The sequence below is a fragment of the Desulfovibrio sp. 6_1_46AFAA genome (assembly GCF_000224635.1).
GTDB classification, from domain to species: Bacteria; Desulfobacterota; Desulfovibrionia; order Desulfovibrionales; family Desulfovibrionaceae; genus Desulfovibrio; species Desulfovibrio fairfieldensis.
In genome coordinates, this window is the sequence record NZ_JH114306.1 from 43,454 (window position 1) to 66,872 (window position 23,419).

The following is a 23,419-nucleotide window of genomic DNA, read 5'->3' on the forward strand; positions in this document are numbered from 1 at the left end:
CACGCTGAATGTCTTGGCGGACAGCCTCGAACACCAACCAAGGAGTAACCATGAAGTATTCACGCTGGCTTTCCATAGGGGCGGCCCTGGCCCTTTGCCTGGCCCTGGCCGCCCCCATGAACGCCGACGCGGCTTCACAAAGCGCTCCCCAAGCCAAAAGCCGGAAATCCGGCACGGAAGCCCACACTCCCTCCGCTGGAAAAAGCAAGAAAAATGTCTCTTCAGCGCGTAAAAGCCAGGCTGTCAGCAGCAAGGACAAAAGCACGCGCAAAAAACACCGCAGCAGCGCCAAAAACAAAAAGCAGCGCAAGGCCGAGGAAGTCCGCAAGAGCGCGGACAGCCGCGAAATCTGGCTCAAGCGCGCCCAGGGCAGCGAAATGCTCACGGGCAAGGCCTCCTGGTACGGCCGCGACTTTCACGGCGGCTCCACGGCCAGCGGTGTCGATTACGACATGTACACCTTTACCGCGGCCCACCGCACCCTGCCCATCGGCACGGTGGTCAAGGTCACGGATCAGGACAACGGCAAGAGCGTCATGGTCTGTGTGACTGATCGCGGCCCCTATGTGCGCGGCCGGATCATCGACCTCTCCTATGCCGCGGCCAAGCAGCTTGACTTGAGCAAGCGCGGCGTGGGCAAGGTGGACCTGGAAGTGGTCAGCGACGAGAGCGGCACCCCGCTCAAGGCCGATCAGGCGTATTACGTGCGTTACAGCGCCGGCAAGGGCGACGAGAAGGTGGGGCCGTTCCGCGCCTTCGCCGATGCGGCCGCCATGCATGAGGCATTGCGCCAGGCCCATCCCGAGGCCGAAGTGGTGCTGGACAGCTCGCACTAGAGCAGATTCGCTTTGAAATTGCTCTACGTCCGCACACGGTGCGGCGCGCCGCGAAGACCGGCCCGACGGGCGGCCCGCAGGGCTGTGTCTGTAGCCCAAAGGGCGTACAGGCATCGAGAGCAACGCTTTGTAAAATTCCAAAGTTAATCTGTTCTAAGTCCGCCTCCGACATATTTCTGACGAACAGGCCTCCCGGACATACGCCGGGAGGCCTGTTCCATTTAGAGTCCAAAACGCCGCAATCCCGGCCCGCCCTTGCGTGGCGGCCCGATCTCCGGTATGGACGGGCCGGAGGCAGTGATGGGCTTTTTCCTGGGTTTGTTTTCGTCCGCCACGTTCGGGCTGATCCCGCTGTTTACCCTCCCGCTGCTGCACGCGGGCGTGACGGCGGAAACCGCGCTTTTTTACCGCTTTCTGATCGCCACCCTCACTCTGGGCGGCCTGCTGGCCGCACGTGGCGAGCGCTTCCGCACACGCGGGGTGGACCTCTGCAAACTGGCGGGCATGAGCGTCATGTACATGCTCGCCGCGCTGCTTTTTTTCTGGGCCTTCAACTACCTGCCCAGCGGCGTGGCCGCCACCCTCCAGTTTCTCTATCCGGTCATGGTCATGCTGATCATGATCGTTTTTTTCCATGAACGCTTTTCCTGGACCATCGCCCTGTCCATCATCCTGGCCGTGTCCGGCGTGGCCCTGCTCAGCAGCGGCCCCGGCGACGGCGGCACGAGCATCAGCCTGCTGGGCGTGGGCATGATGCTGCTGTCCGCGCTGTGCAATTCCCTGTATATCGTCGGCATCCAGACGGCGCGCATCCCGAATATGAGCGGCCTGGTGATGACCTTTTACGTGATGCTGTTCAGCGCCCTGCTCTCCCTGATCAACGCCCTGGGCACCGGCACGTTCCAGATCCTGACCTCCTGGCGGGAGCTGGGCATCGCCGCCCTGCTGGCGGTGGTCACCGCCGTGCTCTCCAACCTCACCCTGATTCTGGCCATCCAGCGCATCGGCTCCACCATGACCTCCGTGCTGGGCGTCATGGAGCCGCTCACCGCCGTCATGGTGGGCATACTGGTGTTCGGGGAACCCTTCAGCCCGGCCCTAGCGGGCGGCGTGGCGCTTATCGCCGCCTCGGTGCTGCTGGTCATGCTGGGCGGCCATATCCGGGATTTGCTGTGCCGCGCCCGGACGTAGAGGCTGTCGTCACGAGCGTCTTTTCGGTTATCTCCGCGTCGAAATTCACCTTTTATTCCGGTCGCGTTAGCCGTTCACAGCTCTGCTGTATTGCCTTAGCTGTAGCCGCAAGAAACACGGCTTCGCCGTGAACGGCTCAAGCAAGACGTTGACGCGGCAACGGCTGGCGCCCTTGGCGGAGAACAAAAATCTTCATTCCTCAACGCGTCCTTAGAACGTTTTCAAAATAAAAGAGCCCTCAACGCCCTTCCCCAGCGGGCGGCGCAAAAAAAGAGGAAGGCGCGCTGCCTCCCTCCTTTCACGTTCTCAATGCCATACGTCCACGGCGTATGCGGACTACAGGCGCTCGATGACCTTGCGGCCCATTTCCTCGCAACCCACCAGGGTTTTACCCGGCTCCATGATGTCGCCGGTGCGGTAGCCGTCGCGCAGGGTCCGGCGCACGGCGTTTTCAATGCAGTCCGCTTCGGCGGCGAGGTGCAGCCCCAGGCGCAAAAGCATGGCCCCGGAAAGAATGGTCGCCAGGGGATTGGCCTTGTCCTGGCCCGCGATGTCCGGCGCTGAGCCGTGGGCGGGCTCGAACAGGCCCGGCCCGGACGCGCCCAGGGAAGCCGAGGGCAGCATGCCCAGGGAACCGGTAATCACCGAGGCCTCGTCGGAAAGGATGTCGCCGAAAATATTGCCGGTGAGAATCACGTCGAACTGGGACGGGTCGCGCACCAGCTGCATGGCCGCATTGTCCACATACATGTGGGAGAGCTCCACGTCGGCATAGTCCTTGTGGACTTCCAGCACCACTTCTTTCCAGAGACGCGAGGTTTCCAGCACGTTGCTCTTTTCCACGGAGCAGACCTTGCCACGGCGCCGACGGGCGGTCTCAAAGGCCACCCTGGCGATGCGGCGGATCTCTTCCTCGTCATAGATCATGGTATTGAAGCCCGTGCGGCGACCGCCGCGCAGTTCCACGCCGCGCGGCTCGCCGAAATAGACATCGCCCGTGAGCTCGCGCACCACAATGAGATCAAGACCCTTGGCCGCCACATCCGGCCGCAGCAGGCAGGCCCCGGCCAATTCCGGCAGCAGCAGGGCCGGGCGCAGATTGGCGAACAGGCCCAGAGCCTTGCGGATGCCCAAGAGGCCTTTTTCCGGGCGCTTTTCCGGCGGCATACTGTCCCATTTGGGACCGCCCACAGCGGCCAGATACACGGCGTCGGCCTTGCGGCAGGCCTCCACGGTCGCCTCGGGCAGGGGCGAACCCGTGGCGTCCACGGCGGCCCCGCCAATGAGGGCCTCTTCAGAATCAAAGGTATGGCCGAATTTCTGGGCCGTGGCCGCCAGCACCGCAGCCCCCTGGGCCAGAATTTCCGGGCCGATGCCGTCGCCGGGCAGCAGGCAAATGGTTTTGTTCATGAAAAATATCCTTTTGTAAGACGATGTTGCGCCGTGGGGGAAGGAATCCCATGTAAAAAAGAGCTTCCTTTCCTCACGCCCATCCTCCCGAAAACGTTTATTCAGGTCAGCCTCCCTGGATAAACGTTTTCGGAAGAGGGGGCGGGGGAGAAATCTTTTTTCAAAAAGATTTCTCCCCCGCAAAAAATTACCCTCGCGCCAAGCGTTCCTTCACATAGCCAACCAAACCACCCTTGGACAGAATGGCGGCCATGGATTGGGGCAGGGGCGGGCAGGTGATTTCCGCGCCGTTGCTCAGGTCGCGGATGCGGCCCGTGGCGGCGTCGATTTCCAGCGCGTCGCCGTCGTTGATCTTGTCCACCTCATCGCCTACTTCCATGAGCAGCAGACCCATATTGAAGGCGTTGCGGTAAAAGATGCGCGCGAAGCTGTGACCGATGACCACAGGCATGCCCGCGCCCAGAATGGCGATGGGCGCGTGCTCACGCGAGGAACCGCAGCCGAAGTTGCGCCCGGCCACCAGGATGTCGCCCGGCGCCACGCGTTTGACCCAGTCCGGTTCCAGGCCGGACATGCAGTTCTCGCCCAGCTTTTTCGCGTCGGTGGTCACCAGGAAACGCGCCGGAATGATGGCGTCCGTATCAATATGTTCGCCCACTTTGTGGGCCTTGCCCTTGTAATTCATGCTTTGACCCTCTGGAGAGACTCTCCGGAAAGGGAAACCCCTTGGGAAAAGGCTTCTCCCTTCCCCGGCCCCCTGTCTTTCCCAAAACTTTTATGACAGTCGCGCGCTTCCATCCGTGACGGTTTTACAACGTCCCGGGGGAAGCGATTTTACCCGCCACGGCGCTGGCCGCCGCCACCACCGGGCTCGCCAGATAGACCTCGGAGGAGAGACTGCCCATGCGGCCCTTGAAGTTGCGGTTGGTGGTCGCCACCGCGCGCTCGCCGTCGCCCAGAATCCCCGTATGGCCGCCCAGGCAGGGGCCGCAGGTGCAGGGCCCAACAATGCAGCCCGCATCCATGAAGACCTCCATGAGACCTTCCTTCAGGCACTGCTTCCAGACCGTGGGTGTGGAGGGCAGCACGATGCAGCGCACCTTTTTGTCCACCTTGCGGCCGCGCAGCACTTCCGCCGCGTCACGCATATCGCTGATGCGGCCGTTGGTGCAGGAGCCGATGACCACCTGCTGGATGGGCGTATCCCCGACTTCGGACACGGGCTTCACATTGGACGGCAGATGCGGACAGGCCACCACGGGCTCCCGGCCCGTGACGTCGATCTCCACCACGCGCTCGTAGACCGCATCCGGGTCGGCGGCCAGTTCCAGACTCAGACCGGGGCGGCCGTGCTCCGCGCAATAAGCCCTGGTCTGGGCGTCCACGGCGAAGAGCCCGGCCTTGCCGCCGGCCTCGATAGCCATGTTGGCCATGGTCAGGCGGCCTTCCACGTCCAGGGCGTCAATGACAGGGCCGCCGAATTCCAAGGCCTTGTACAGGGCGCCGTCCACGCCGATGGCGCCGATGAGCAGCAGCATGAGGTCTTTGGCGCGCAGCCAGCGGGGCATCTCGCCCCTGATCTCGACCCGGATGGTGGGCGGCACCTTGAGCCAGGTCTCGCCCAGGGCCATGGCCGCCGCGATGTCCGTGGAGCCCATGCCCGTGGCAAAGGCCCCGATGCCGCCGTAAGTGCAGGTGTGGCTGTCCGCGCCAATAACCAGGTCGCCGGGGGCCACCAGCCCCTGCTCGGGCAGGAGGGTGTGCTCCACCCCGCAGTCGCCGCCCTCGTAATAATGGGTGATGCCCTGCTCTTCCGCGAAGTTGCGGCTGATCAACACCTGATTGGCCGAATCAATGTCCTTCTGGGGCGTGAAGTGGTCCATGACCAGGGCGATCCTGTCCTTGTCGAAAACCTTTTCCGCGCCCATGCCGCGAAATGACTTGATGGCCAGCGGGCCGGTAATATCGTTGGCAAGCACCATGGATACCCGGCACTGGATGATCTGGCCGTCGCACCGCACGGCCTCGTCGGTATGGGCTTGCAAAATTTTCTGCGCAAGCGTCTGAGGCATGTTCAAACTCCTTCCTGACAAATATGTATCTGATTAGCGGGCGCATTTTGCCTTCCGGCAAGAAAGGCAAGTCGCCCACGACAGGCGCGTAGCCGTCTACGTAACTGGAGTGGGCGGCGTAGCCTGACGCAGCCCGGAAGGCAAAAGACGCCTGCTAATCATGCTGGCAGTGGAGGCGTGTGCCTTCTTCCTCCCTCTTGGCCAGATGATTCAGGGCATCCACATAGGCCTTGGCGCTGGCCACAAAAATATCCGGATGCGTGCCGCGTCCCACGGCGGAATGCCCGTTCTCCTTGATGCGCACAGTCACTTCGCCCAAGGCGTCGGTGCCGCCGGTGATGGCGTTGATGGCGTACTGCTCCAGCTCCGGCTCGCGCCCCACCATATCGGCGATGACGTTGAACAGGGCGTCCACCGGCCCCACGCCGAAGCCCGCGCCGCTCTTTTCCATGCCGTCCACATCCATGAGCACCGCGGCCGTGGGCGGCACGCCCCCGGCATCCGAGCTCTGCACGCTGACGTGCCGCAGGCGCAGGCGGTCCGGGATCCGGTAGATTTCCTGCTGGACCAGGGCCATGAGGTCGTCGTCGTGCAAAGTTTTTTTGCGGTCGGCCAACTGTTTCACGGCCTCAAAGACCAGGTTGAGCTGCTCGTCGTCCAGCTTGTAGCCCATGCTCTCGAACTTATTGCGCACGGCGTTGCGGCCCGAATGCTTGCCGATGACCAGATTGCTCTCGGTGCGGCCCACAGACTGCGGGGTCATGATTTCATACGTCTCGCGGTTCTTGAGCATGCCGTCCTGATGAATGCCCGACTCGTGCGCAAAGGCATTGGCCCCGACCACAGCCTTGTTGTTGGGGATGGGCTGGCCGATGGTCATGGCGAGCAGGCGGCAGGAAGGATAGAGCTGTTCGGTTTTGATGCCGTGCTCCAACCCGTAATAATCCCGGCGCACATGCAGGGCCATGACCACTTCTTCCAGCGACGTATTGCCCGCGCGCTCGCCGATGCCGCTGAGCGTCACTTCGGCCTGGCGCACGCCCACTCTGAGCGCGCCCAGCGTATTGGCCACGGCAAGCCCCAGATCATCGTGGCAATGCACGCTGAACACAGCCTTGTCGCTGTTGGGCGTGTTTTCAATGACATAACGGATCAGGTCCGCGTATTCTTCGGGCTGGGCATAGCCCACGGTGTCCGGCAGATTGATGGTGGTGGCTCCGGCCTTGATCGCCGCCTCGGTCACACGGCAGAGAAAATCCCGTTCCGAGCGCGAAGCGTCTTCGGCGGAAAATTCCACGTTGTCCGTGTAGGAGGCACAGCGTTTGACCCCGGCCACGGCCATCTTGAGCACGTCCTCGGGGTCCTTGCGCAATTTGTGCTTCATATGCAGGGGCGAGGTGGACAGGAAGGTGTGGATGCGCGGATTCTTGGCGCACTTCACGGCTTCCCAGCAGCAGTCGATATCGCTGTCCACGCAACGGGCGAGCCCGGCCACCTGAATGTCTCCGGCCTGCGCGGCGATGGTGCGCACGGATTCAAAATCGCCGGGACTGGAGGCGGGAAAGCCCGCTTCCATGATGTCCACGCCCAGCACTTCCAGCTGATGGGCAAGGCGCAGTTTTTCCTGGAGATTCATGGTGGCGCCGGGCGACTGCTCGCCGTCGCGCAAGGTGGTGTCGAAAAAATAAACGCGGTTTTGCATGTTCGTACTCCTCTGGGTTGACAAGATATATCTGCTTGCATAACGGCCGCCGTAAAGGGCGGCTGTCCAGGGAGCGCGTCTTCCGCCCGACGGGCGGCGAACCGTTACGCAGCCTTAATCGCTCTGGGGCGATAGGGCGCGTAGTAGCTGACGGTTGCGGCGGGGAAGAATCACAAAGGTGTAGGCGAGCCCGCCCGCGATATAGATAGCGCAGAGCAGAAAGCCGAACAGGCGGGGCAGGGAAACCACCAGGGCGAGAAGGAAAAGAAAAGTCACCATGGTGCGGACCGGATGGGCGCGCAGGAAATCATATTCTTTGAAGGAGAAATAGCGCACCCGGCTGACCATCAGCACGCCCACGCCCACGCTCAGAAGCAGGGCGAAGTAAGGCGTGACGGAAGCCAGGAAATCCGGAAACAGAGAGGCGAAAAAGACAAAGGTCACCACAGTGCAGCCGCCCGCCGGAATGGGCAGGCCGATGAAAAAGCGTTTGCCCACGGCGGCGGTGCTGACGTTGAAGCGCGCCAGGCGCAAAGCCCCGCAGGCCGCGTAGATGAACGCCGCGGCCACGCCCAGGCGGCCGAAAGCCTGCAGCTGCCATTGCCAGAGCAACATGGCCGGGGCAAGGCCGAAGGCCACCAGATCGGCCAGGGAGTCGTACTGCACCCCGAATTCACTGGCGGTGTTGGTCAGGCGGGCCACCTTTCCGTCCAGGCCGTCCATGAGGGCCGAGACCAGGATAGCCATGCCCGCTTCTTCAAAGCGGCCCTGCACTGCCCAGACCATCGACAAAAAGCCGAGAAACATGCTCAGCGTCGTGATCATGTTGGGCAGGAGATAGATCCCTTTATGCGGCTTTTTCTTTTCCATAACATCCATACTGTGGCCTGATCGGCGTATCCGGCTCAATGGACCCGGGCGATCACGCTTTGTCCGGCGAAAACCTGTTCGCCGATGCGTACAGCCGCAACATAGCCCCGGGGCAGATAAAGGTCAACTCGCGAGCCGAACCGGATCATGCCGTAACGCTGGCCGCGCGCCAGGGGATCGCCGGGCTCCGTGCGGCAGACGATGCGCCGGGCCACCAGGCCCGCGATCTGGACCATGCTCCAGACCTGGCCGTCGTCGCCGCGCAGGCGGTAGGCGCAACGCTCATTGTCCGTGGAGGCCTTGTCAAAGGCGGCGTTGAGAAATTTGCCGGGCCAGTAGCGGACATCCTCCACCACGCAGTCCACGGGCGCGCGGTTGACGTGCACGCTGAAGACATTCATGAAAATGCTGACGCAGCAGCAGGTTTCGTCACTGAAAGGATCGGCCCTGTCTTCGACACGGATGATTCTGCCGTCCGCCGGGCTGACGGCCAGGCCTTCGCCCTGGGGCACGACCCGCTCCGGGTCGCGGAAAAAATGCAGGCTGAACCAGCAGAGCGCCAGCAGCGCCAGCGCCGGAAACCACCAGTCCAGAAGCGCGAAAACCAGAGCCGAAAGCCCGGTCAGGCCGATGCAGGGCCATCCTTCGGGCGTTATGCCGCAATGTGCTGGGCGCATGGCAACTCCAAGGGAAACGTCGCGCTGTCCCGCGCGGCGGTATAATTGCAGATGAAGCCAAGATTATAGTCTGAGCCGGAGCGCAAGGCAAGGACGGCGCGGACCCGCGTCGCGGGCGGACGCCTCCCAGCCAGCTTTTGCCGGCTTCTTATTTGCCGCATTATCCGTCAAAACCACGCTTATTCCTTGCCAACGCTGAAAAATCTTATTTTTATTGTGTGAACAATAACAGCAACGGCCATAAGGCGGCAAAGCGCAACTTGCCGGGGAATTGGGGAGACCCCTCAACAAGCGGATTTTGCAGGTTTGGGCCGGAGGCGCAACACAAGGAAGATCGCAAAATAAAAATTACAACTACACGCCAAAAAGGAGAATAAAATACGTTCAATTTATACTAATGATTATGACAACAAATGTTTATAAGCGCTTACTTTTCTAAATTTGCCCAAATCTTCTGTATCGCGGTATTTTCTTATCGATTCCATATCAAATACAGCATACACCAAGCCTTCAAATTCTTCGTCAGCGACGATTATGCTGTTTTCTTGATGTCCCCAAACCATAGGATGAAATGCGCAGGAACAGCCTGAATTCTCTCCTGGTGGGTTTGCCATTGCAATGCCCACCATATTCTGCATGGCCTCCACTGACAATTCTCTTAATCTGAACGGTCTGACACAATCACAATCATTTGGCACCAGTATCAGCTCTGCGCCCTGCATCATTAGCTCTCTTGCACTTTCAGGGTATTCCCGGTCATAGCAAATCATAACTCCAATACATATCCCGTCAAAGTGACATACCTTAAATTCTTTACCGCTTTCAAGATAGCGTTCCAAATCAAAATCACAAGTATGAACTTTGCTGTATTTCAAAATGATTGAACCATCTCTGTCAATTATAAATGCAGTATTTTGAGGATATTTCTTCCCTTTGGTGAGACAAGTGATCTCAACACCGATGCTTAGTTCTTTCGCGACCCGTCTTATCTTTTCAAGATAAGTGCAGTCATCGTCTAAGGCATCTTCACACCACTTGGCAAATTCATCATTAGTTTCAATCTCTTCAACGGGCTGTAATGTTTCACAGATTTTCGGAAATTGATAAGCCGAAAGGAAGCATTCGGGAAAAAGAACAAAATCAGCGCCTTCCGCTTTCGCTTCTGTGATATATCGTATCGCTAGTTCCGTGTTCTCTCCGACATTTGACGTAGGTACTTTGTGCTGTACCATTGCGACCTTAAATTTTCTCATAGCTTATTTTCCCTTTTCAAATAGGGGGCTATCAAAAGCGCCTTACCCGCCGACTGCGAACAAATGGCTCTTTGCAGATGAAGCGACTCATATGAAAAGGCAGTATTAGGGGATTGGTTCAACGTGCTGGAAAGGCCAGTACAAACAGCAATAAATCAGATACGTTAATCAGGCATTCGCTGGCAGCGGTTTTCAAGCAGCTCTGTCCTGCCGAACCCGCGTCGCGGGAACACAGGGCCGCCCCGAAAAAAGCTGGGGAAGCACAGAGTAATGAGGATTTTTGTTCTCTGCCGAACGGCGAGTTGCGGGTGGAGGAAGTATATTCAAAGCCGACCTTTGCACGGAGTGAACCGGGCGCGGGCAGAGGGCAAAAAGGCCATCAACCCGCGTTCCTATGCGTCCTCGTCCCCGTACAGACAGATCCGGTCGCGGCCCCCGGCCTTGGCCCGGTACAGGGCCTTGTCCGCGCGGGCCACCAGTTCCGCCCCGGAGCAGCCCTCCCCCCGCCGGGCCACCGCCACCCCGATGCTCACCGTCACATACGGGGCCACCGCCGAATCGGGATGCGGCAGGCGCAACGAGCGGATTCTGTCCATGATCCGCTCGGCCACGGCCAGGGCCTGCTGCGCGACGACATCTTCCAGAATCACGGCGAATTCCTCGCCGCCGTAGCGGAACAAGGTGTCGTCATGCCGGTAGAGCGTGGCCTGCATGGCCCTGGCCACGGCGACCAGACATTTGTCGCCAGCCAGATGCCCCAGAGAATCATTGTAGTTTTTGAACAAATCCACATCAATCATCAGCATGCCCACCGAAGCGCAACAGGCGCTTTGCGCCAGACGCGCGTCAAAGCTGCGCCGATTGGCCACGCCGGTCAGGGCATCCACCAGACTGAGGTTCTCGTATTTGTTCTTCTCCTGCTCCAGTGCGCCGGAACGCGCGGCCAGATCTTTCAGGTAGCCGCGCAGGCTGGGCACAAGATCCAGCAATTGCTGCAGCTCACGGATGCGCACGGGCGGCAGCGCCTTGGCCGGGCTGCCGAAGCGGATCTGGCGCAATTCCTGGGCGGCCAGGGAAATGGGCGAGAGGATATGCCGGTGCAGCACCGCCACGGTCCCCAGCACCATGGCGGCCAGCAGGGCGATGGAAATGTAAAAGCCGTTCCGCATGCTGCGGGCTTCGGCCCGCAGGCCTTCCATACCGGTATAGGCCCGCTGAAATTCCTCGCTGGAAGCGGCGTTGCTCAGGTCCTGGAGGGAGGCGTCCAGACTTCTCCAGAGCATCAACGCCTCCTGATCGGCCTCGCCCTTTTCGTTCCAGGCCTGCCCCACCACACGCAGATCACGCTGGAAGGCCGCGCAGTCCTCGCTCAAGGCGGGGGTGAGGTCCATACGGCGGCAGAGAGCCAGCACCGGCTCAAAGCTCTTCCGGGCCCGTTCATACTGGGCTTTGTCTTTCTCCCGAGCGGGCGAAGTGACGTGGCGCGAGCTGTGCGTGGGTTCAAGGGTGTGCACGTCGCCGGCGGCATGGCGCAGGAGCGCCAGCACTCCGGACAGACGCAGTTCGTTCAGATGCAGCGCGTCCGAGGCCTCGTCGCTGCGCTTGCGGGCATTGTCCAGCTTTTGCGTCAGTTCCTGCACGGTCTTGGCGAAGCCGGTGATCTCCGGAGAGCGCTCGAATACGGATTCGGCCACCAAGGCCTGGACCTTGAGCCGGGCCGCGCGCCGTTGGTCGGGATCCTCGGCCATAAAGACCACGGCGGCTTCGCTGCGCAGCACATTGATATTGTCCACCGTGCGCTGGCTGTCCAGGATGCCGGGCAAGTGCTCTTCTTCCAGGGAATCCGTGATCTGACGGATAGTGTCCAGACTGAGAAAGACCGCCAGTCCGGCCACGCCCAGCAGGAGCGCCGCGGGCAATATGAGCAGCGCCAGGAAGCGGTAGGCGCTGATGCGCCTGATTTTCCGGGATGGGGCTTCGGGCCGCCCCTGCTCTGCATCCATGCCGTGGCTCCGTCAATACAAGGTGTACGGGAAATAGTTGCGATTGATCCGCCCGAACACGCCGCTGAAACGGATGCTCCGGATGGCGCGGTTCAGTTCCTCGCGCAGCCCCTCCTCCCCCTTGCGCACGCCGATGTTCACCAGGCTGGGAAAGGAGTCCAGCGGCAGAGGATCGCCCAGCACTTCGAAATCCCGGCCCCGCTCGGAAAGCAGAAAACTGTAGCCCGCCAGGTCATTGGCCAGAACCAGATCCAGCTCCCCGGCGCAGAGCATGTCCAGCAGGCGGCCGAATTCGGCCTGGACAACCTCCGCCCGTTCAGCCCGGCGGTTTCGAAGATGGCCTATCTGCACGCTGCCCCCGCGCGCGCCGATCCTGACCACGCCGTCCTTCCCGGCCCCCACGTCGCCGGGCCTGCCGATATAGCCGGAACGCGCGCGAAAATAGGGCTTGGAGAAATCCATGAATTCCCGCCGCCCGTCAGTCTCACTGACCCCCAGCAAAAGGTCGAGCCCGCCGTTGCGCATGCTCTCGAGCAGTCCGTCCAGCGGCAGGAAGACGAATTCGCATTGGCGGCCCATGGCGCGGCACAGTTCCTCGGCCACCTCCAGGTCAAAGCCCGAGGCGTGACCGCGCCTGTCCACCAGGGAAAACGGAGGATAATTGCTGTCCAGGCCCACCCGCAACGGGGCGGCCCACGCCGGGGCCGACACGCCGAAGAACAGCAGCGACAGCGCAAGAACACCCGCAAGGCGCAGCAGATCCGGCGCTCCCCACACCCTTTCCATGGCAATCCTCACCCGGATAATTCAGATAATCTGCAATGCCGCACTGCCGGCGGCGCATATATTTCAGGGATATAGGCCCTCTTGACTTCAAATGCAACGAGCCTTTCTCCGCCACTCAGGGCAGACGCATCTAATTTCAGCTTTTGCTGACCTCTTGTTTGACGAGATTATCCGTCAAAACCAGCCTTTTCGGCGCTGGCGGCGTCATCTGGCGCTTTTTGCTGCTCATGTACTTGAGTACATTCCGCGCAAAAAGCACCATTTTCCTTGCCAGCGCCGAAAAATCTTAGTTTTTAGGATTCTCCCGGCATCAGCCATCCGCCTACGCTTCGCTCCGGCGGAGCAAAGGTGGCTTTACCCAACTCCGTAGTGTGTATTAACTATTTTAAATAATTAAATTAGAAATACACTGGCCGCGTTTTTTTAGATGCGTCTGCCCTGCTCCGCCACTTGCCGGATGGGCCGCGCATGTCTATACTGAGAACCATGAAGGTCCTGGTAAAAAAAATCCGCGCCGCCCTTTCGGCGAAGCTCGTTCCCCTGGTTCTGGCGGCCCTGCTCTTGCCGGTTCTGGCGGGTTGCGGCCCCAAGGACATCGGGGCGGGCTCCTCCTCGGACGGCGAGCGCGGCGCTCCGGCCCCGTCAACGGCGGAACAGCTGCGCTATCCCATGACCGGAGCCGGCAATACCCAGCGCATGCTCTACTATTACAACCGCCCGGACGTCATGAGCCGGATGCAGGACTGGCAGATCAGCCGCTTCAACCGCCTGACCGGCGCCCAGCCCTCACCCGAAGACCCGGCCTATCGCGCCGTGCCCAAGCAGCGCAGCCCCTTCCGGCAATAAAGGCCTTATGGATCCCATCACCCATGCCGCCAGCGGCGCCGTGGCCATGCTGGCCCTGTCGCGCCGCCCCCTCACCCGCTGGGCCGTGCCCCTGGCCGCCCTGGCCGCGGCCTCGCCCGACCTGGACCTTGTTTTTGTCTCCACGCCGCTGCAGTTCCTGCTGCTGCACCGGGGCATTACCCACTCCCTGGCCGCCATGCCCATACTGGGCCTGCTGCTGGCTCTCTGCTGTTACCCGCTCTGGCGTTCCACCACGCCGGGACGCTGGAATTTCGGCAAGGTCTGGCTGCTGACCTGCGCCATGGTATTGCTGCACATCTGGCTGGATGTGGTGACCACCTACGGCACCATGATTTTTCTGCCCTTCTCGCACGAGCGGGTGCGACTCAACGGCGTTTTCATCATTGACCTGCTGCTCACCCTGCCCCTGCTCTGGGCCGTGTGGCGCTGGCGGCGCAAACGCGGCCTCATGCTCCTAGCCCTGGCCTGGGTTTTCGTCTATCCGGCGACGGGCGTGGGGCTCAACGCCTGGCACGCGGCCCAGGCGGAAGCCCGACTGCGGGCCGAAAACCGCCAGGTCAGCCATCTGACCGTGCTGCCCGACGCCTTTTCGCCCTTTTTCTGGCGGGTATTATTTGAGGAACAGGGGCCGGACGGCATGCTGGTGCGTGAGCAGAGCCTCAACGCCCTAGGCCGACCGCGCGCGCCCGAAACCACGCATCAGGCCGCGCCCTCAAGGCTGACAGAGGAACTTTCGCGCCAGTCCGTGACGTGCGAGACATTTTTTCAGTTCACGCTTCTGCCGGTCATGACGCCGCTGCGCCCCGAGGATGCCCCAAAGGCGCCCTCCGGCGTTCAGGACGCGCAAAATCTCCTGTTTTACGATCTGCGTTTCGGCAGCGGTCTGGCCTTTGTCCGCAAAATCATGGCCCTGCGCCCCCACGCGGACATTCCCTTCCAGTTGATGGTTGAAGTCGCCCCGGCACAGGCGCAATCCGGCGCGGAAACTGCGGATATGCTCCTGCTGCGCCAACGTCTGCGCTTTTCCGACAGTCGGCGCGACTCGCATTGGCAGCTGCCGCGCGTTCCCCGGCCGCCGTCACTGGCGGAATGGCTGGTGGGCCTGCGCTGAGGATTCCGGCGACTGCCCGGCGGCTTGCACCGCGCCCCTACTTGCAGTATGTGGCGTATATCAGCACATGGCTGGTTGTAACAAAAGCATAGGTTCTCGATAAGGATTCGCAGTATGGAACATACATTTTCACATCTGGACGCCCAGGGCAACGTAACCATGGTGGATGTGGGCGACAAGGCCCCCAGCAAGCGCGTGGCCATTGCCGAGGCCGTGGTGGAGCTGGCCCCGGCCACCTTGGAACTGCTGAAAAAATCCGCCCTGCCCAAGGGCGACGTGCTGGCCTGCGCCAAAATCGGCGGCATTATGGCGGCCAAACGCACCAGCCAGCTGATTCCGCTCTGCCACAGCCTGAATCTGACCTTTGCGGACGTCCGTTTTGAAGTGCGCGACATGCCGCCCCAGGTGCGTATTGAGGCCGAGGCCCGCACCGTGGGCAGCACCGGCGTGGAAATGGAAGCCATTGTGGCGGCCCAGAGCGCCGCGGCCGTTATTTACGACATGTGCAAGGCCGTGCAGCGCGACATCGTCATCAGCCGGGTGCGCCTGCTGCACAAGAGCGGCGGCAAAAGCGGCGAATTCAACGCTCCGGAATTGCCCGCATGACCATGCCGCATATTGATCCCGTAGCCATTTCCATCGGCAGCCTCCAGTTGCGCTGGTACGGCCTCATGTACCTCATCGGTTTTGCCGTGGGCTGGGGCCTGGGCCGCTGGCGGGCGTCGCGCCCCGGTTCGGGCTGGCGTCCCGCCGATGTGGACGACCTGCTGACCTGCGTCATGCTGGGCATCATTCTGGGCGGCCGCCTGGGCTATGTGCTCTTTTACGATCTGCCGGTCTACATCCATGATCCCGTGGAAATCCTGCGCATCTGGAACGGCGGCATGTCCTTCCACGGCGGGCTGCTGGGTGTGCTCGGGGCCTTCTGGTACTTCGCGCGCAGCCGCAAAAAGTCCTTCCTGGAAGTCTCGGACTTTGTGGCCCCATTGGTGCCGCAGGGCCTCTTTTTCGGACGCCTGGGCAACTTCATCAACGGCGAGCTTTGGGGCAAAGTCAGCGACGCGCCCTGGGCGATGGTCTTTCCCGGCGGCGGCCCGTATGCGCGTCATCCTTCCCAGCTCTACGAAGCCCTGCTGGAAGGCCTGCTGCTGTTCATCGTGGTCTGGGTATACTCCGGCAAGCCGCGCAAGCCCGGCGCGGTGTCCGGGCTGTTTGCCGTGGGTTACGGCCTGTCCCGTTTTATGGTGGAATTCGTGCGCGTGCCCGACGCCCAGCTGGGCTACCTGGCCTTCGGCTGGCTCACCATGGGGCAGGCGCTCTGCCTGCCGTTGATTCTGGTGGGCTTGTGGCTGCTCTTCCGCAAGGACGACAGCCCGCACGGTTCCGCACGGACCTGAACAGGCTCTGAACGCGCCCGGAAGCGCCACGGGGCCAGGCCCGCCGCGCGATACGCCGGGCTTGCGGATGCCGTGCGCCGCTCCGGTTGACAGGTGCGGGCTTTTTTGTGAAGCTGTCCGCCGTTCAGAGCGGCTTAATTTCGGGAAGCCGGGCCGTCTGTGGGATTTCAAAAAAATCCCCACCGCGAGGGCGGCAGCGCCGCTTTGCCGTCACACAACACGTTCACGCGCACATTGCCAAATACGTTTTTTACGGAGGCCCCATGGCTAAGGAAGGTTCCATTGAAGTTGACGGCGTGGTGCAGGAAGCACTGCCCAACGCCATGTTCCGCGTGGAGCTGGAAAACGGCCACGAAGTGCTGGCCCATATTTCCGGTAAAATGCGCAAATTCTATATCCGCATTCTGCCCGGCGACCGCGTCAAGGTGGAACTCTCCCCCTATGATCTCACGCGCGGCCGCATCACCTATCGCATGAAGTAGCGCCGGGCACGGCGATTTCTTTTTTCCGCTTTTCCCTGCATATTCCGCCGGAATCCGTCGGTGCGCCCGCTTTGCGCGGCGCTCCGGCGTCATGCCGCGTGTCTTCGGAAAAATCCCGGCTGGGGCCTGTTGACGCTATAGAATTTTTGTTCGCCCGCAAGGAAGATAAGCCTGCTTTGAGGGAGTGTACTCTTTGCAACGCAGGAGCTTTAGCCGTAGGCGAACTTGTGAGCCGTACGGATAAAGACAGCAACGCCCAACTACGGATGAAGACAGCATGCGTAACGACACAGCCTTTTCCATGCAATTACTGTCGCCATCCGTAAGTCCTTCGGACAACGGCTGCCGCGCATAGTGAGCGGGCAAAAAGGCATAGTGTCAGCAGGCCCTAAACCAGCCCGACCCAGTGCAACACCCCCACGCACAGCAGGGCCCAGAGCCCGGCCAGCACGTCGTCCAGCATGACCCCGAAACCGTCGGGCAGCCAGTTTTCCGAGGCGCGCACCGGCCAGGGCTTGGCGATGTCGAAAATGCGGAAGAACACAAAGGCCGCGACCACCAGCGAGACCCCCGGTGTGGCAAACGGCAGCAGCACCAGCCAGACGCCCACCAGTTCGTCAATGACCACTTCGCCGGGGTCTTTGCGGCCCAGCAGCTTTTCCGCGCGCGTGGCGGCCAGCGCGCCCAGCACAAAGAGCAGCAGCAGCGCCAGCACGCGCCAGCCCATGCCGAGCGGCAGAAAGACAAAGGGCGCCAGCAGGCAGGCCAAGGCCGTGCCCCAGGTGCCCGGAGCCTTGGGAGCCAGCCCGGCCACGCCCAAGCGACAGAACGCCAGTACGCAGGTATCCCGGAAACGCATAGTTCCTCCTGTTCGGAATTGCCGCGCGGCGGCCTGTTCCGTGTATATTTCGTGTATAGCGGCTTTTCACTCCCAAGACCAGCCGCGTGTTGCCTAATGCCGGGCTTTGACATATAAAAATCGGCAGATTGAGGCCGCCATGGACAAAAATCGCAGTGAGGTTTTCGGGCAGTTCAGCTACGACGAAAGCCTGACCTACGAAGAACTGCTGGATGTGGAAAGCACGCTGATCGCCGACCTGGAAGCCCTGCTGCTACGGGCCGGAGCGACACACCTGGATTTCACGCCGCTGGGCGACGCGCTGATGTGCCAGTGCGCCTTTGAAGCGCACAAGCTCTACGTCTACCGCAAAATCGCCCAGGAAGCGGCGGCCCTGCTGCCGCGCGGCGTCACGGGGCGGCTGCTCTGCCTGGACAAAAGCCTGGCCGCCCTGCATGTCTACTGGATTCAGGCCGGTCAGTGGCAGGAAGAGGAGCGTCCCGTGCCCGAGGCCCCCCCCCCAGGGGCTGAAAACCTGGCGCGTGCCGCCCGCCCCGGCGGCAACGGAAGGAGAAGAGTGACGGCGGCGCGCCCTCGCGGCAGCGGCCTGATGTGACGCACTATGCCCGGATGGTGGAATTGGTAGACACAAGGGACTTAAAATCCCTCACGCACAGCGTATGTCGGTTCGAGTCCGACTCCGGGTACCAAACAAAAACACAATAAAACAAGCCTGATACTCTCCCCCTCAAAGCCTCTTCCTCAGACTTTCAAGCTCACACTTTCCACATCGAGGTTGCATTATATAACTCTCTTCCCGCAACCCCATCGGCAACCCCGTTTTCCATGACTCAGATCAGCAAAAAGACGCCCCAAACGGAGCGTCTTTTTTATTTGCCTGAAAAGCGTCTAGATTAACTTTAGACTATCATCATTAGTTAATGATACTCCCTTCCGACCCAGAGAACCTGACCAACTACCCTGAACTGCGTCGCCAAGTCCTCGCGCACATCCAACTCCACAGGCGGATAGGTGGTATTAAGACTGCGCAGCACCACTTTTCCGGGCAGCATATCAATCTGCTTGATGTAAATAGCATCCTCAAAACCGACCGCGTAAAAGCGCCCGGCCATGATACGCTGCTTGCTCTGGTCCAGCAGAACCACATCGCCGTTCTTGATTTCCGGTTCCATGCTATCGCCCGACACCCGCATGAGCACCATTGCATCGGGATTGCCCTTGCGGTGCAGAAAGTCCGAACGAAATGCATAGCGGCGCTCACTGTCCGCGCTGGTTTCCAGGCTGCCGGAGCCTGCGGACAGGCAGGCTTCCACCAGCGGAATGAAGATCATGTCCACATCCGACTGCGGGGCCTTCTCTTTTCTGGGGGGCGCATCTTCAAAGCTGTACGGCACGGATGAAGGCTTTGTGACCACCTTCCAGTCTGGAAAACCTTCCTGTCGCATCCTGCTGCGGACATAATCCGGCTGCCCCGGCATTTCCTCAGAAATCTCCGCAGCCCGGCGCTCCATAGCTTTAGCCAGCGCCACTAAGGGTTGGGAACCCTTTCCTGTCATCAGCCAGTCCAGCGACGCGCCGTAAACCTCCGCAACCGTTTTCAACCACGTGAGCGGGATGCTGCGCCGCTGCTTGGCCCCGGTCACGGAAGGCGGCGAAATGCCCAGCTTGCGCGCCAGTTCCGCATCGGAGGAACTGCCGGTGGCTTTCAGTATGCGCTCAAACTGCACGTCAAAATTGTTCGCTTTCTCTACCATGCCGACCCCTGAAAATTAGTCTGTCGTGAAGCTGACTTAGCAAAAGCGCCCATAGATCATTCACTTTTTTCTCTAAAAATTACCTTGAAACTAACAACCTCCTTGCGTATTTCTTTTCGCAGGAGGTTAATCATGCACGACACAAGCTAACCACAGCCAGGCCTTTCGTCAACCGCGAAACGGCTCCGGCGGCCTGAAAATCCGCCCGCATAGAGGCTTTTCGCCCCCTTGACTGACCTTGAGTTTCGCCAAGGGGGCTTTTTTACGCCCTTTATATAAGCATAACATATTGAAATTATTAAACTAGGAGTAAAAAGCATGATCCACAGCCCTGAAACGCGCCCCTCCGGCCCCCACTTCCCCGCCTGCCAGCAAAAGGAGGAAGCTAACGGCCAAGCCTCCGGGGATTTTTGCGCCCATTGCATTAGCCCTGAATTAATAAACCGCCAGCTCGCCCTGGAGGAAGAAATGCTGACCCAAGGCCGGGCGCGCTGGCTGCACACTATCCAGGCCGCCAAGGAACGCCGGAACGAAGCCGCCACCAGCTACGGCCACATGCTGCTCAAGCGCGGCGTGGAACCACTGGCCGCCGCCATCCGGGCTTTTCAGGAGCAGGCCGCCACGGGCCGGGCGGGCCGCCGTCACGCCTCGGTGGGGCTGCTGGCGGGCATTGAACCGGAAGTGGCCGCCTTTATATCCCTGCGCAAGGCCCTGGACCGCATGACCACCCCCGACATCACCATGCAGGCCGTGTCCGTGGACATTGCCCGCGCCCTGGAGCTGGAGAAGAAGGTTCTGGCCCTGCGCGACCAGGACACCCCCCGCTACAAGATGACCAAACGGCATATCCAGGGGCACAGCTCCCAGAAGTATCGGCGTACGGTATTGTCGTATGCTTTCGGCAAATCCGGCACCGTAGCCTTCCGCCCCTGGTCAAGGCCGGACTGCCTGCACCTGGGGCAGAAAATGCTTGAACTCATCATGGAATCCACGGGAATTTTCCATCTGGTGCGACGCCCCCTGCCTGGGAGGCGGATTTCCAGCGCCGCTGATTCCTCCGGATGGGTTTATACGCTGGAGCTGTCCCCTTCCTGCCGGGACTGGCTCCAGCGCCACCGGGAAACCGCCGGTCTGATGTACCCGGACTATCTGCCCACTATCGTTCCCCCCAAACCCTGGCGCGGGGCCGGGGGCGGCGGTTATTATTCCCTGGACGACACGCGCCCGCTCTCTCTGGTCAAGCTGGGGGACATGGATTACCAGCGCGATCTGGACCGGCGCATCCAGAACGGCGAGCTGAAAGACGTGCTTATGGCGGTCAACGCCATGCAGAACACGGCCTGGAGCATCAACGCCCCCGTGCTGGAGGTGGCCCGGCGGCTCTGGGACGTGACCGGCGGCGACGTGGCGGGCCTGCCCAAACGCGACGGTTGGCGTCTGCCGCTCTGCCCGGTCTGCGGCGCGGACATTACGGACTCGGCCACGGCTTACGTCAAGCACGATTGCCTGGACACTCTGGCCCCGGAGGAACTGGCGGACTGGAAGCGCGCCGCCCTGCGCATCCATGAAAAGAACGTCGCCAACAATTCCCGGCGGCTGACCGTGGCGAAAATTCTGACTCTGGCCGAACGCTTCCAACGCGAGCACCACTTCTACTATCCCTACCAACTGGACTTCCGGGGCCGGATTTACGCCGTGCCCACCTACCTGAACCCGCAGGGCACGGACCTCGCCAAGGGCCTGTTACGCTTTTCCGAAGGCAAGCCGTTGGGCGATATGAAGGCCGTGCGCTGGCTGGCGATCCACGGCAGCAACACCTGGGGCAACGACAAGGTCAGCCTGGACGAGCGTCATTCCTGGGTGCTGGAACATCAGGAGCACATTCTGGCCCAGGCCGCCGATCCCCTGGCGGACGGCTGGTGGATGGAAGCGGACGCGCCCTTCTGTTTCCTGGCCTTCTGCTTCGAGTGGGCGGGTTATGTGCGCGAGGGCCTGGGCTTTCTCTCCCGTCTGCCTATTGCCCTGGACGGCACCTGCAACGGCCTGCAAATCTACTCCCTGATGCTGCGGGACGCGGTGGGCGGCCACGCCGTCAATCTCACGCCCACGGAAAAGCCGCAGGACATTTACGGCATCGTGGCGGAAAAGGTGCGGGCGGTCCTGAAACACGACGCGGACCACGGCGGCCCGGCACAGGGCAGAAAGAAGGATGAGGGGCCACTCTACGACAGCGCTCTCTGCGCCCGCTTCCTGCTCGGGCTGGGCATTGACCGCAAGACCACCAAGCGCCAGGTCATGGTCCTGCCCTACGGCGGCACCAACGAATCCTGCCGGAAATATACAAAGGAGTGGCTTACCGGCAAACTTGACGGTCGCGCCCTGCCGGACGGCCTTTCCCTCCATCACCTCAACCTCTATCTCTCGGGCCTGATCTGGGAGGCCATCGGGGCCACGGTCATCAAAGCCCGCGAGGCCATGTCCTTTCTCCAGGACACGGCGCTGATCCTTGCCAAACTCAAGCACCCCCTGCGCTGGACCAGCCCCACGGGTCTGCCCGTGCTCCAACGCTATATGGATATGGAAAAGCGCCGGGTCAAAACCCAACTTGGCGACAACCTGATTTACCTGACCTTGCATGAGGAAAAACAGGACAGCCTCAACGTCGCCAAGCAACGCTCCGCTGTCGCCCCCAACTTCGTGCATTCCCTGGACGCGGCGGCCCTGATGTTCACGGTGCGGGACTGTCTGCGCCGGGGCATCGGCTCCTTCGCCATGATCCACGACAGCTACGGCACCCACGCCGCCGACACGGAAACTCTGGCCGCCACACTGCGGGAGGTCTTCGTGCGCCTGTTCGGCGGCGACAACAATATGCTCACGCTCTGGCTGCGGGAAGTTTCCGCCGTGCTCACGCCCCGACAGCGGGCGACGCTGCAAACGCCCTTCCCGCCGGTTCCGGGCATGGGCTCCCTGCGTGTGGAAGATGTACGCAACTCCCTGTTCTTCTTCGCATAACCCCTGAAATCAAAGCATTAGGTTGCACTCTATGAAGGCCCCCATGCGCCCCAACGGCGTGTGGGGCTCTTTTTGTTTGCGGCCTTTCGCACACCACAACAAGGAGAATACTCGTGTCCGAAACATTTCCCCGTCACCCCCAGGCCATCCGCTGTCCGCCCTCAACTTCCGCCCTGCGCGACCTGACCGGCAACGCCCCCCTGCGGCAATGCGCCCAAGCGGCCATGAGCGTGGCCGACGCGGCGCAGTCCATCCCGCACCGGGGCGCGCAAATCCTGGGCGCGGCCTGCGCCGCCCTGCTCCTGGCCGAAGCGTCGGGCATCCGGCCTGACGAGCTCTTCGGCATGGCCCGCAACTGCATGAACCACGCTGACGGACGCCGCCCCGAGTTCGCGGCTGTCAGCGACTACATCCATAATGAGGTCTTTCATGGCTAAAAACGATAAGCCCAAACGCAACCGCTACACCTCCCCCAAGGGCGAGGCCCTGTTCGCGTCTGTGGTGAACGTGGATTACGGCACCGAGCAGTACCCCAACCCCAAGGGCGGCTACAAGCTCACCCTGGCCCTGGAATCCGCCGCAGCCGACAAACTGCGGGGCATGCTGGCCGAGGAAATCGATATGGCCCGCAACATAGCCGAGGACAAATTCCGGGAACTCAAGCCCGCCACCCGCAAGAAGCTGGGCAACATGACCTTCAATGAGCTCGGCGTCGAGGAATACGACAAGGACGATCAGCCCACGGGCCGCATTCTCTTTCGCTTCAAGACCTCGGCCTTCTATGAAAAGCGCGACGGCACGAAAATGCAGCGCAAGGTGCCGCTGTTCGACTCCATGATGCAGCCCGTGCTGCTTAAGGAGGAACCGGGCAACGGCTCCCTGGTGCGCGTGGCCTTCACCTGTGCCCCCTACTTTGTGGAGGGCCAGGGCGCGGGCGGCCTTTCCCTGTACCTGGACGCCGTGCAGATCATCAAACTGAACCTGTTCGGCGGGCGTTCGGCCTCGGACTATGGCTTTGGGGAAGAAGATGTGGATGGCGGCTTCAATGCGGCGGACGTGAAGGGCGACGAGGCGGCCCAGGCCACGCCTTCCGAGGACAGCGCCGACGACGATGACGGCGACGTGCCCTTTTAG

22 protein-coding genes and 1 tRNA gene are annotated in these 23,419 nt (G+C 61.3%); 12 read left to right on the forward strand and 11 right to left on the reverse strand.

Annotated features, from left to right (window positions below; all coding sequences use genetic code 11):
- Positions 1-50: 50 nt before the first annotated feature.
- Positions 51-836 carry a septal ring lytic transglycosylase RlpA family protein gene (locus tag HMPREF1022_RS16000; protein WP_009303959.1) on the forward strand — a complete coding sequence of 262 codons (786 nt, stop codon included), beginning with the start codon at positions 51-53 and terminating at the stop codon, positions 834-836.
- 300 nt (positions 837-1,136) lie between these two features.
- Entirely contained in the window at positions 1,137-2,027 is an 891-nt protein-coding gene (locus HMPREF1022_RS16005) for an EamA family transporter (protein ID WP_009303960.1), read from the forward strand.
- A 336-nt stretch (positions 2,028-2,363) separates the two neighbouring features.
- On the opposite strand, the gene leuB is transcribed toward HMPREF1022_RS16005, so the two are convergent.
- The 9 genes from leuB to HMPREF1022_RS16050 all read right to left on the reverse strand — a co-directional run bounded on the left by leuB (position 2,364) and on the right by HMPREF1022_RS16050 (position 12,800).
- Entirely contained in the window at positions 2,364-3,437 is a 1,074-nt protein-coding gene (gene leuB, locus HMPREF1022_RS16010; protein WP_008683516.1) for a 3-isopropylmalate dehydrogenase, read from the reverse strand.
- Positions 3,438-3,624: 187 nt separating this feature from the next.
- A complete protein-coding gene (locus tag HMPREF1022_RS16015; RefSeq protein ID WP_008683515.1) occupies positions 3,625-4,122 on the reverse strand; it encodes a 3-isopropylmalate dehydratase small subunit in 498 nt (165 codons plus the stop codon).
- A 124-nt stretch (positions 4,123-4,246) separates the two neighbouring features.
- Entirely contained in the window at positions 4,247-5,509 is a 1,263-nt protein-coding gene (locus HMPREF1022_RS16020) for a 3-isopropylmalate dehydratase large subunit (protein ID WP_008683513.1), read from the reverse strand.
- Between the two features lie 154 nt (positions 5,510-5,663).
- The gene (locus tag HMPREF1022_RS16025; RefSeq protein ID WP_009303961.1) at positions 5,664-7,211 is read right to left on the reverse strand and encodes a 2-isopropylmalate synthase; all 1,548 of its coding nucleotides are present in this window, start codon (positions 7,209-7,211) and stop codon (positions 5,664-5,666) included.
- 114 nt (positions 7,212-7,325) lie between these two features.
- On the reverse strand, positions 7,326-8,090 hold the full coding sequence (gene pssA, locus HMPREF1022_RS16030) for a CDP-diacylglycerol--serine O-phosphatidyltransferase (RefSeq protein ID WP_009303962.1): 765 nt from the start codon (positions 8,088-8,090) through the stop codon (positions 7,326-7,328).
- Between the two features lie 26 nt (positions 8,091-8,116).
- Complete coding sequence (locus HMPREF1022_RS16035; protein WP_009303963.1) at positions 8,117-8,758, reverse strand: phosphatidylserine decarboxylase family protein; 642 nt, start codon at positions 8,756-8,758, stop codon at positions 8,117-8,119.
- Positions 8,759-9,159: 401 nt separating this feature from the next.
- Positions 9,160-10,011 (reverse strand): carbon-nitrogen hydrolase family protein, encoded by an 852-nt coding sequence (locus tag HMPREF1022_RS16040; protein ID WP_009303964.1) that lies wholly within the window; start codon positions 10,009-10,011, stop codon positions 9,160-9,162.
- A 392-nt stretch (positions 10,012-10,403) separates the two neighbouring features.
- A complete protein-coding gene (locus HMPREF1022_RS16045; RefSeq protein WP_008683508.1) occupies positions 10,404-12,014 on the reverse strand; it encodes a GGDEF domain-containing protein in 1,611 nt (536 codons plus the stop codon).
- 12 nt (positions 12,015-12,026) lie between these two features.
- Positions 12,027-12,800 (reverse strand): substrate-binding periplasmic protein, encoded by a 774-nt coding sequence (locus HMPREF1022_RS16050; RefSeq protein ID WP_009303965.1) that lies wholly within the window; start codon positions 12,798-12,800, stop codon positions 12,027-12,029.
- A gap of 468 nt (positions 12,801-13,268) precedes the next feature.
- Between HMPREF1022_RS16050 and HMPREF1022_RS16055 the strand changes: the two genes are divergently transcribed.
- The 5 genes from HMPREF1022_RS16055 (at position 13,269) to infA (ending at position 16,657) form a co-directional block, all read left to right on the forward strand.
- Positions 13,269-13,646 carry a hypothetical protein gene (locus HMPREF1022_RS16055; RefSeq protein ID WP_009303966.1) on the forward strand — a complete coding sequence of 126 codons (378 nt, stop codon included), beginning with the start codon at positions 13,269-13,271 and terminating at the stop codon, positions 13,644-13,646.
- 7 nt (positions 13,647-13,653) lie between these two features.
- Positions 13,654-14,778 carry a metal-dependent hydrolase gene (locus HMPREF1022_RS16060; protein WP_009303967.1) on the forward strand — a complete coding sequence of 375 codons (1,125 nt, stop codon included), beginning with the start codon at positions 13,654-13,656 and terminating at the stop codon, positions 14,776-14,778.
- Positions 14,779-14,892: 114 nt separating this feature from the next.
- Positions 14,893-15,384, forward strand: a complete 492-nt coding sequence (gene moaC / locus HMPREF1022_RS16065) for a cyclic pyranopterin monophosphate synthase MoaC (RefSeq protein ID WP_008683504.1) — start codon at positions 14,893-14,895, stop codon at positions 15,382-15,384.
- Positions 15,381-16,175, forward strand: a complete 795-nt coding sequence (gene lgt, locus HMPREF1022_RS16070; RefSeq protein WP_008683503.1) for a prolipoprotein diacylglyceryl transferase — start codon at positions 15,381-15,383, stop codon at positions 16,173-16,175. Before moaC ends, lgt begins: the two co-directional genes overlap by 4 nt.
- A 263-nt stretch (positions 16,176-16,438) precedes the next feature.
- Positions 16,439-16,657: a translation initiation factor IF-1 gene (gene infA, locus HMPREF1022_RS16075; RefSeq protein WP_006008898.1), complete on the forward strand. Its 219-nt coding sequence runs from the start codon at positions 16,439-16,441 to the stop codon at positions 16,655-16,657.
- Between the two features lie 388 nt (positions 16,658-17,045).
- On the opposite strand, the gene HMPREF1022_RS16080 is transcribed toward infA, so the two are convergent.
- Complete coding sequence (locus HMPREF1022_RS16080; protein WP_008683501.1) at positions 17,046-17,516, reverse strand: phosphatidylglycerophosphatase A family protein; 471 nt, start codon at positions 17,514-17,516, stop codon at positions 17,046-17,048.
- A 139-nt stretch (positions 17,517-17,655) separates the two neighbouring features.
- On the opposite strand from HMPREF1022_RS16080, the gene HMPREF1022_RS16785 reads away from it, so the two are divergent.
- Together HMPREF1022_RS16785 and HMPREF1022_RS16090 are read left to right on the forward strand one after the other, a co-directional pair.
- Positions 17,656-18,111 (forward strand): hypothetical protein, encoded by a 456-nt coding sequence (locus tag HMPREF1022_RS16785; protein WP_009303968.1) that lies wholly within the window; start codon positions 17,656-17,658, stop codon positions 18,109-18,111.
- A gap of 8 nt (positions 18,112-18,119) precedes the next feature.
- Positions 18,120-18,205 (forward strand) — tRNA-Leu (locus tag HMPREF1022_RS16090).
- A gap of 228 nt (positions 18,206-18,433) precedes the next feature.
- On the opposite strand, the gene HMPREF1022_RS17730 is transcribed toward HMPREF1022_RS16090, so the two are convergent.
- Entirely contained in the window at positions 18,434-19,270 is an 837-nt protein-coding gene (locus HMPREF1022_RS17730; protein ID WP_009303969.1) for a LexA family transcriptional regulator, read from the reverse strand.
- A gap of 318 nt (positions 19,271-19,588) precedes the next feature.
- On the opposite strand from HMPREF1022_RS17730, the gene HMPREF1022_RS16100 reads away from it, so the two are divergent.
- The 3 genes from HMPREF1022_RS16100 to HMPREF1022_RS16110 all read left to right on the forward strand — a co-directional run bounded on the left by HMPREF1022_RS16100 (position 19,589) and on the right by HMPREF1022_RS16110 (position 23,419).
- Positions 19,589-22,285, forward strand: a complete 2,697-nt coding sequence (locus tag HMPREF1022_RS16100) for a DNA-directed RNA polymerase (protein ID WP_009303970.1) — start codon at positions 19,589-19,591, stop codon at positions 22,283-22,285.
- 113 nt (positions 22,286-22,398) lie between these two features.
- Entirely contained in the window at positions 22,399-22,722 is a 324-nt protein-coding gene (locus tag HMPREF1022_RS16105) for a hypothetical protein (protein WP_009303971.1), read from the forward strand.
- The gene (locus HMPREF1022_RS16110) at positions 22,715-23,419 is read left to right on the forward strand and encodes a hypothetical protein (RefSeq protein ID WP_009303972.1); all 705 of its coding nucleotides are present in this window, start codon (positions 22,715-22,717) and stop codon (positions 23,417-23,419) included. Before HMPREF1022_RS16105 ends, HMPREF1022_RS16110 begins: the two co-directional genes overlap by 8 nt.

Bases quoted from the DNA above. Each gene is read 5' to 3' on its own strand.
- pssA (WP_009303962.1), bottom strand. From the start codon at position 8,090: ATGGATGTTATGGAAAAGAAAAAGCCGCATAAAGGGATCTATCTCCTG.
- HMPREF1022_RS16000 (WP_009303959.1), top strand. From the start codon at position 51: ATGAAGTATTCACGCTGGCTTTCCATAGGGGCGGCCCTGGCCCTTTGC.
- HMPREF1022_RS16045 (WP_008683508.1), bottom strand. From the start codon at position 12,014: ATGGATGCAGAGCAGGGGCGGCCCGAAGCCCCATCCCGGAAAATCAGG.
- HMPREF1022_RS17730 (WP_009303969.1), bottom strand. From the start codon at position 19,270: ATGGTAGAGAAAGCGAACAATTTTGACGTGCAGTTTGAGCGCATACTG.
- HMPREF1022_RS16020 (WP_008683513.1), bottom strand. From the start codon at position 5,509: ATGCCTCAGACGCTTGCGCAGAAAATTTTGCAAGCCCATACCGACGAG.
- HMPREF1022_RS16785 (WP_009303968.1), top strand. From the start codon at position 17,656: ATGGACAAAAATCGCAGTGAGGTTTTCGGGCAGTTCAGCTACGACGAA.
- HMPREF1022_RS16035 (WP_009303963.1), bottom strand. From the start codon at position 8,758: ATGCGCCCAGCACATTGCGGCATAACGCCCGAAGGATGGCCCTGCATC.
- HMPREF1022_RS16110 (WP_009303972.1), top strand. From the start codon at position 22,715: ATGGCTAAAAACGATAAGCCCAAACGCAACCGCTACACCTCCCCCAAG.
- moaC (WP_008683504.1), top strand. From the start codon at position 14,893: ATGGAACATACATTTTCACATCTGGACGCCCAGGGCAACGTAACCATG.
- HMPREF1022_RS16005 (WP_009303960.1), top strand. From the start codon at position 1,137: ATGGGCTTTTTCCTGGGTTTGTTTTCGTCCGCCACGTTCGGGCTGATC.
- HMPREF1022_RS16080 (WP_008683501.1), bottom strand. From the start codon at position 17,516: ATGCGTTTCCGGGATACCTGCGTACTGGCGTTCTGTCGCTTGGGCGTG.
- HMPREF1022_RS16040 (WP_009303964.1), bottom strand. From the start codon at position 10,011: ATGAGAAAATTTAAGGTCGCAATGGTACAGCACAAAGTACCTACGTCA.
- leuB (WP_008683516.1), bottom strand. From the start codon at position 3,437: ATGAACAAAACCATTTGCCTGCTGCCCGGCGACGGCATCGGCCCGGAA.
- lgt (WP_008683503.1), top strand. From the start codon at position 15,381: ATGACCATGCCGCATATTGATCCCGTAGCCATTTCCATCGGCAGCCTC.
- HMPREF1022_RS16060 (WP_009303967.1), top strand. From the start codon at position 13,654: ATGGATCCCATCACCCATGCCGCCAGCGGCGCCGTGGCCATGCTGGCC.
- HMPREF1022_RS16100 (WP_009303970.1), top strand. From the start codon at position 19,589: ATGATCCACAGCCCTGAAACGCGCCCCTCCGGCCCCCACTTCCCCGCC.
- HMPREF1022_RS16015 (WP_008683515.1), bottom strand. From the start codon at position 4,122: ATGAATTACAAGGGCAAGGCCCACAAAGTGGGCGAACATATTGATACG.
- infA (WP_006008898.1), top strand. From the start codon at position 16,439: ATGGCTAAGGAAGGTTCCATTGAAGTTGACGGCGTGGTGCAGGAAGCA.
- HMPREF1022_RS16050 (WP_009303965.1), bottom strand. From the start codon at position 12,800: ATGGAAAGGGTGTGGGGAGCGCCGGATCTGCTGCGCCTTGCGGGTGTT.
- HMPREF1022_RS16055 (WP_009303966.1), top strand. From the start codon at position 13,269: ATGTCTATACTGAGAACCATGAAGGTCCTGGTAAAAAAAATCCGCGCC.
- HMPREF1022_RS16025 (WP_009303961.1), bottom strand. From the start codon at position 7,211: ATGCAAAACCGCGTTTATTTTTTCGACACCACCTTGCGCGACGGCGAG.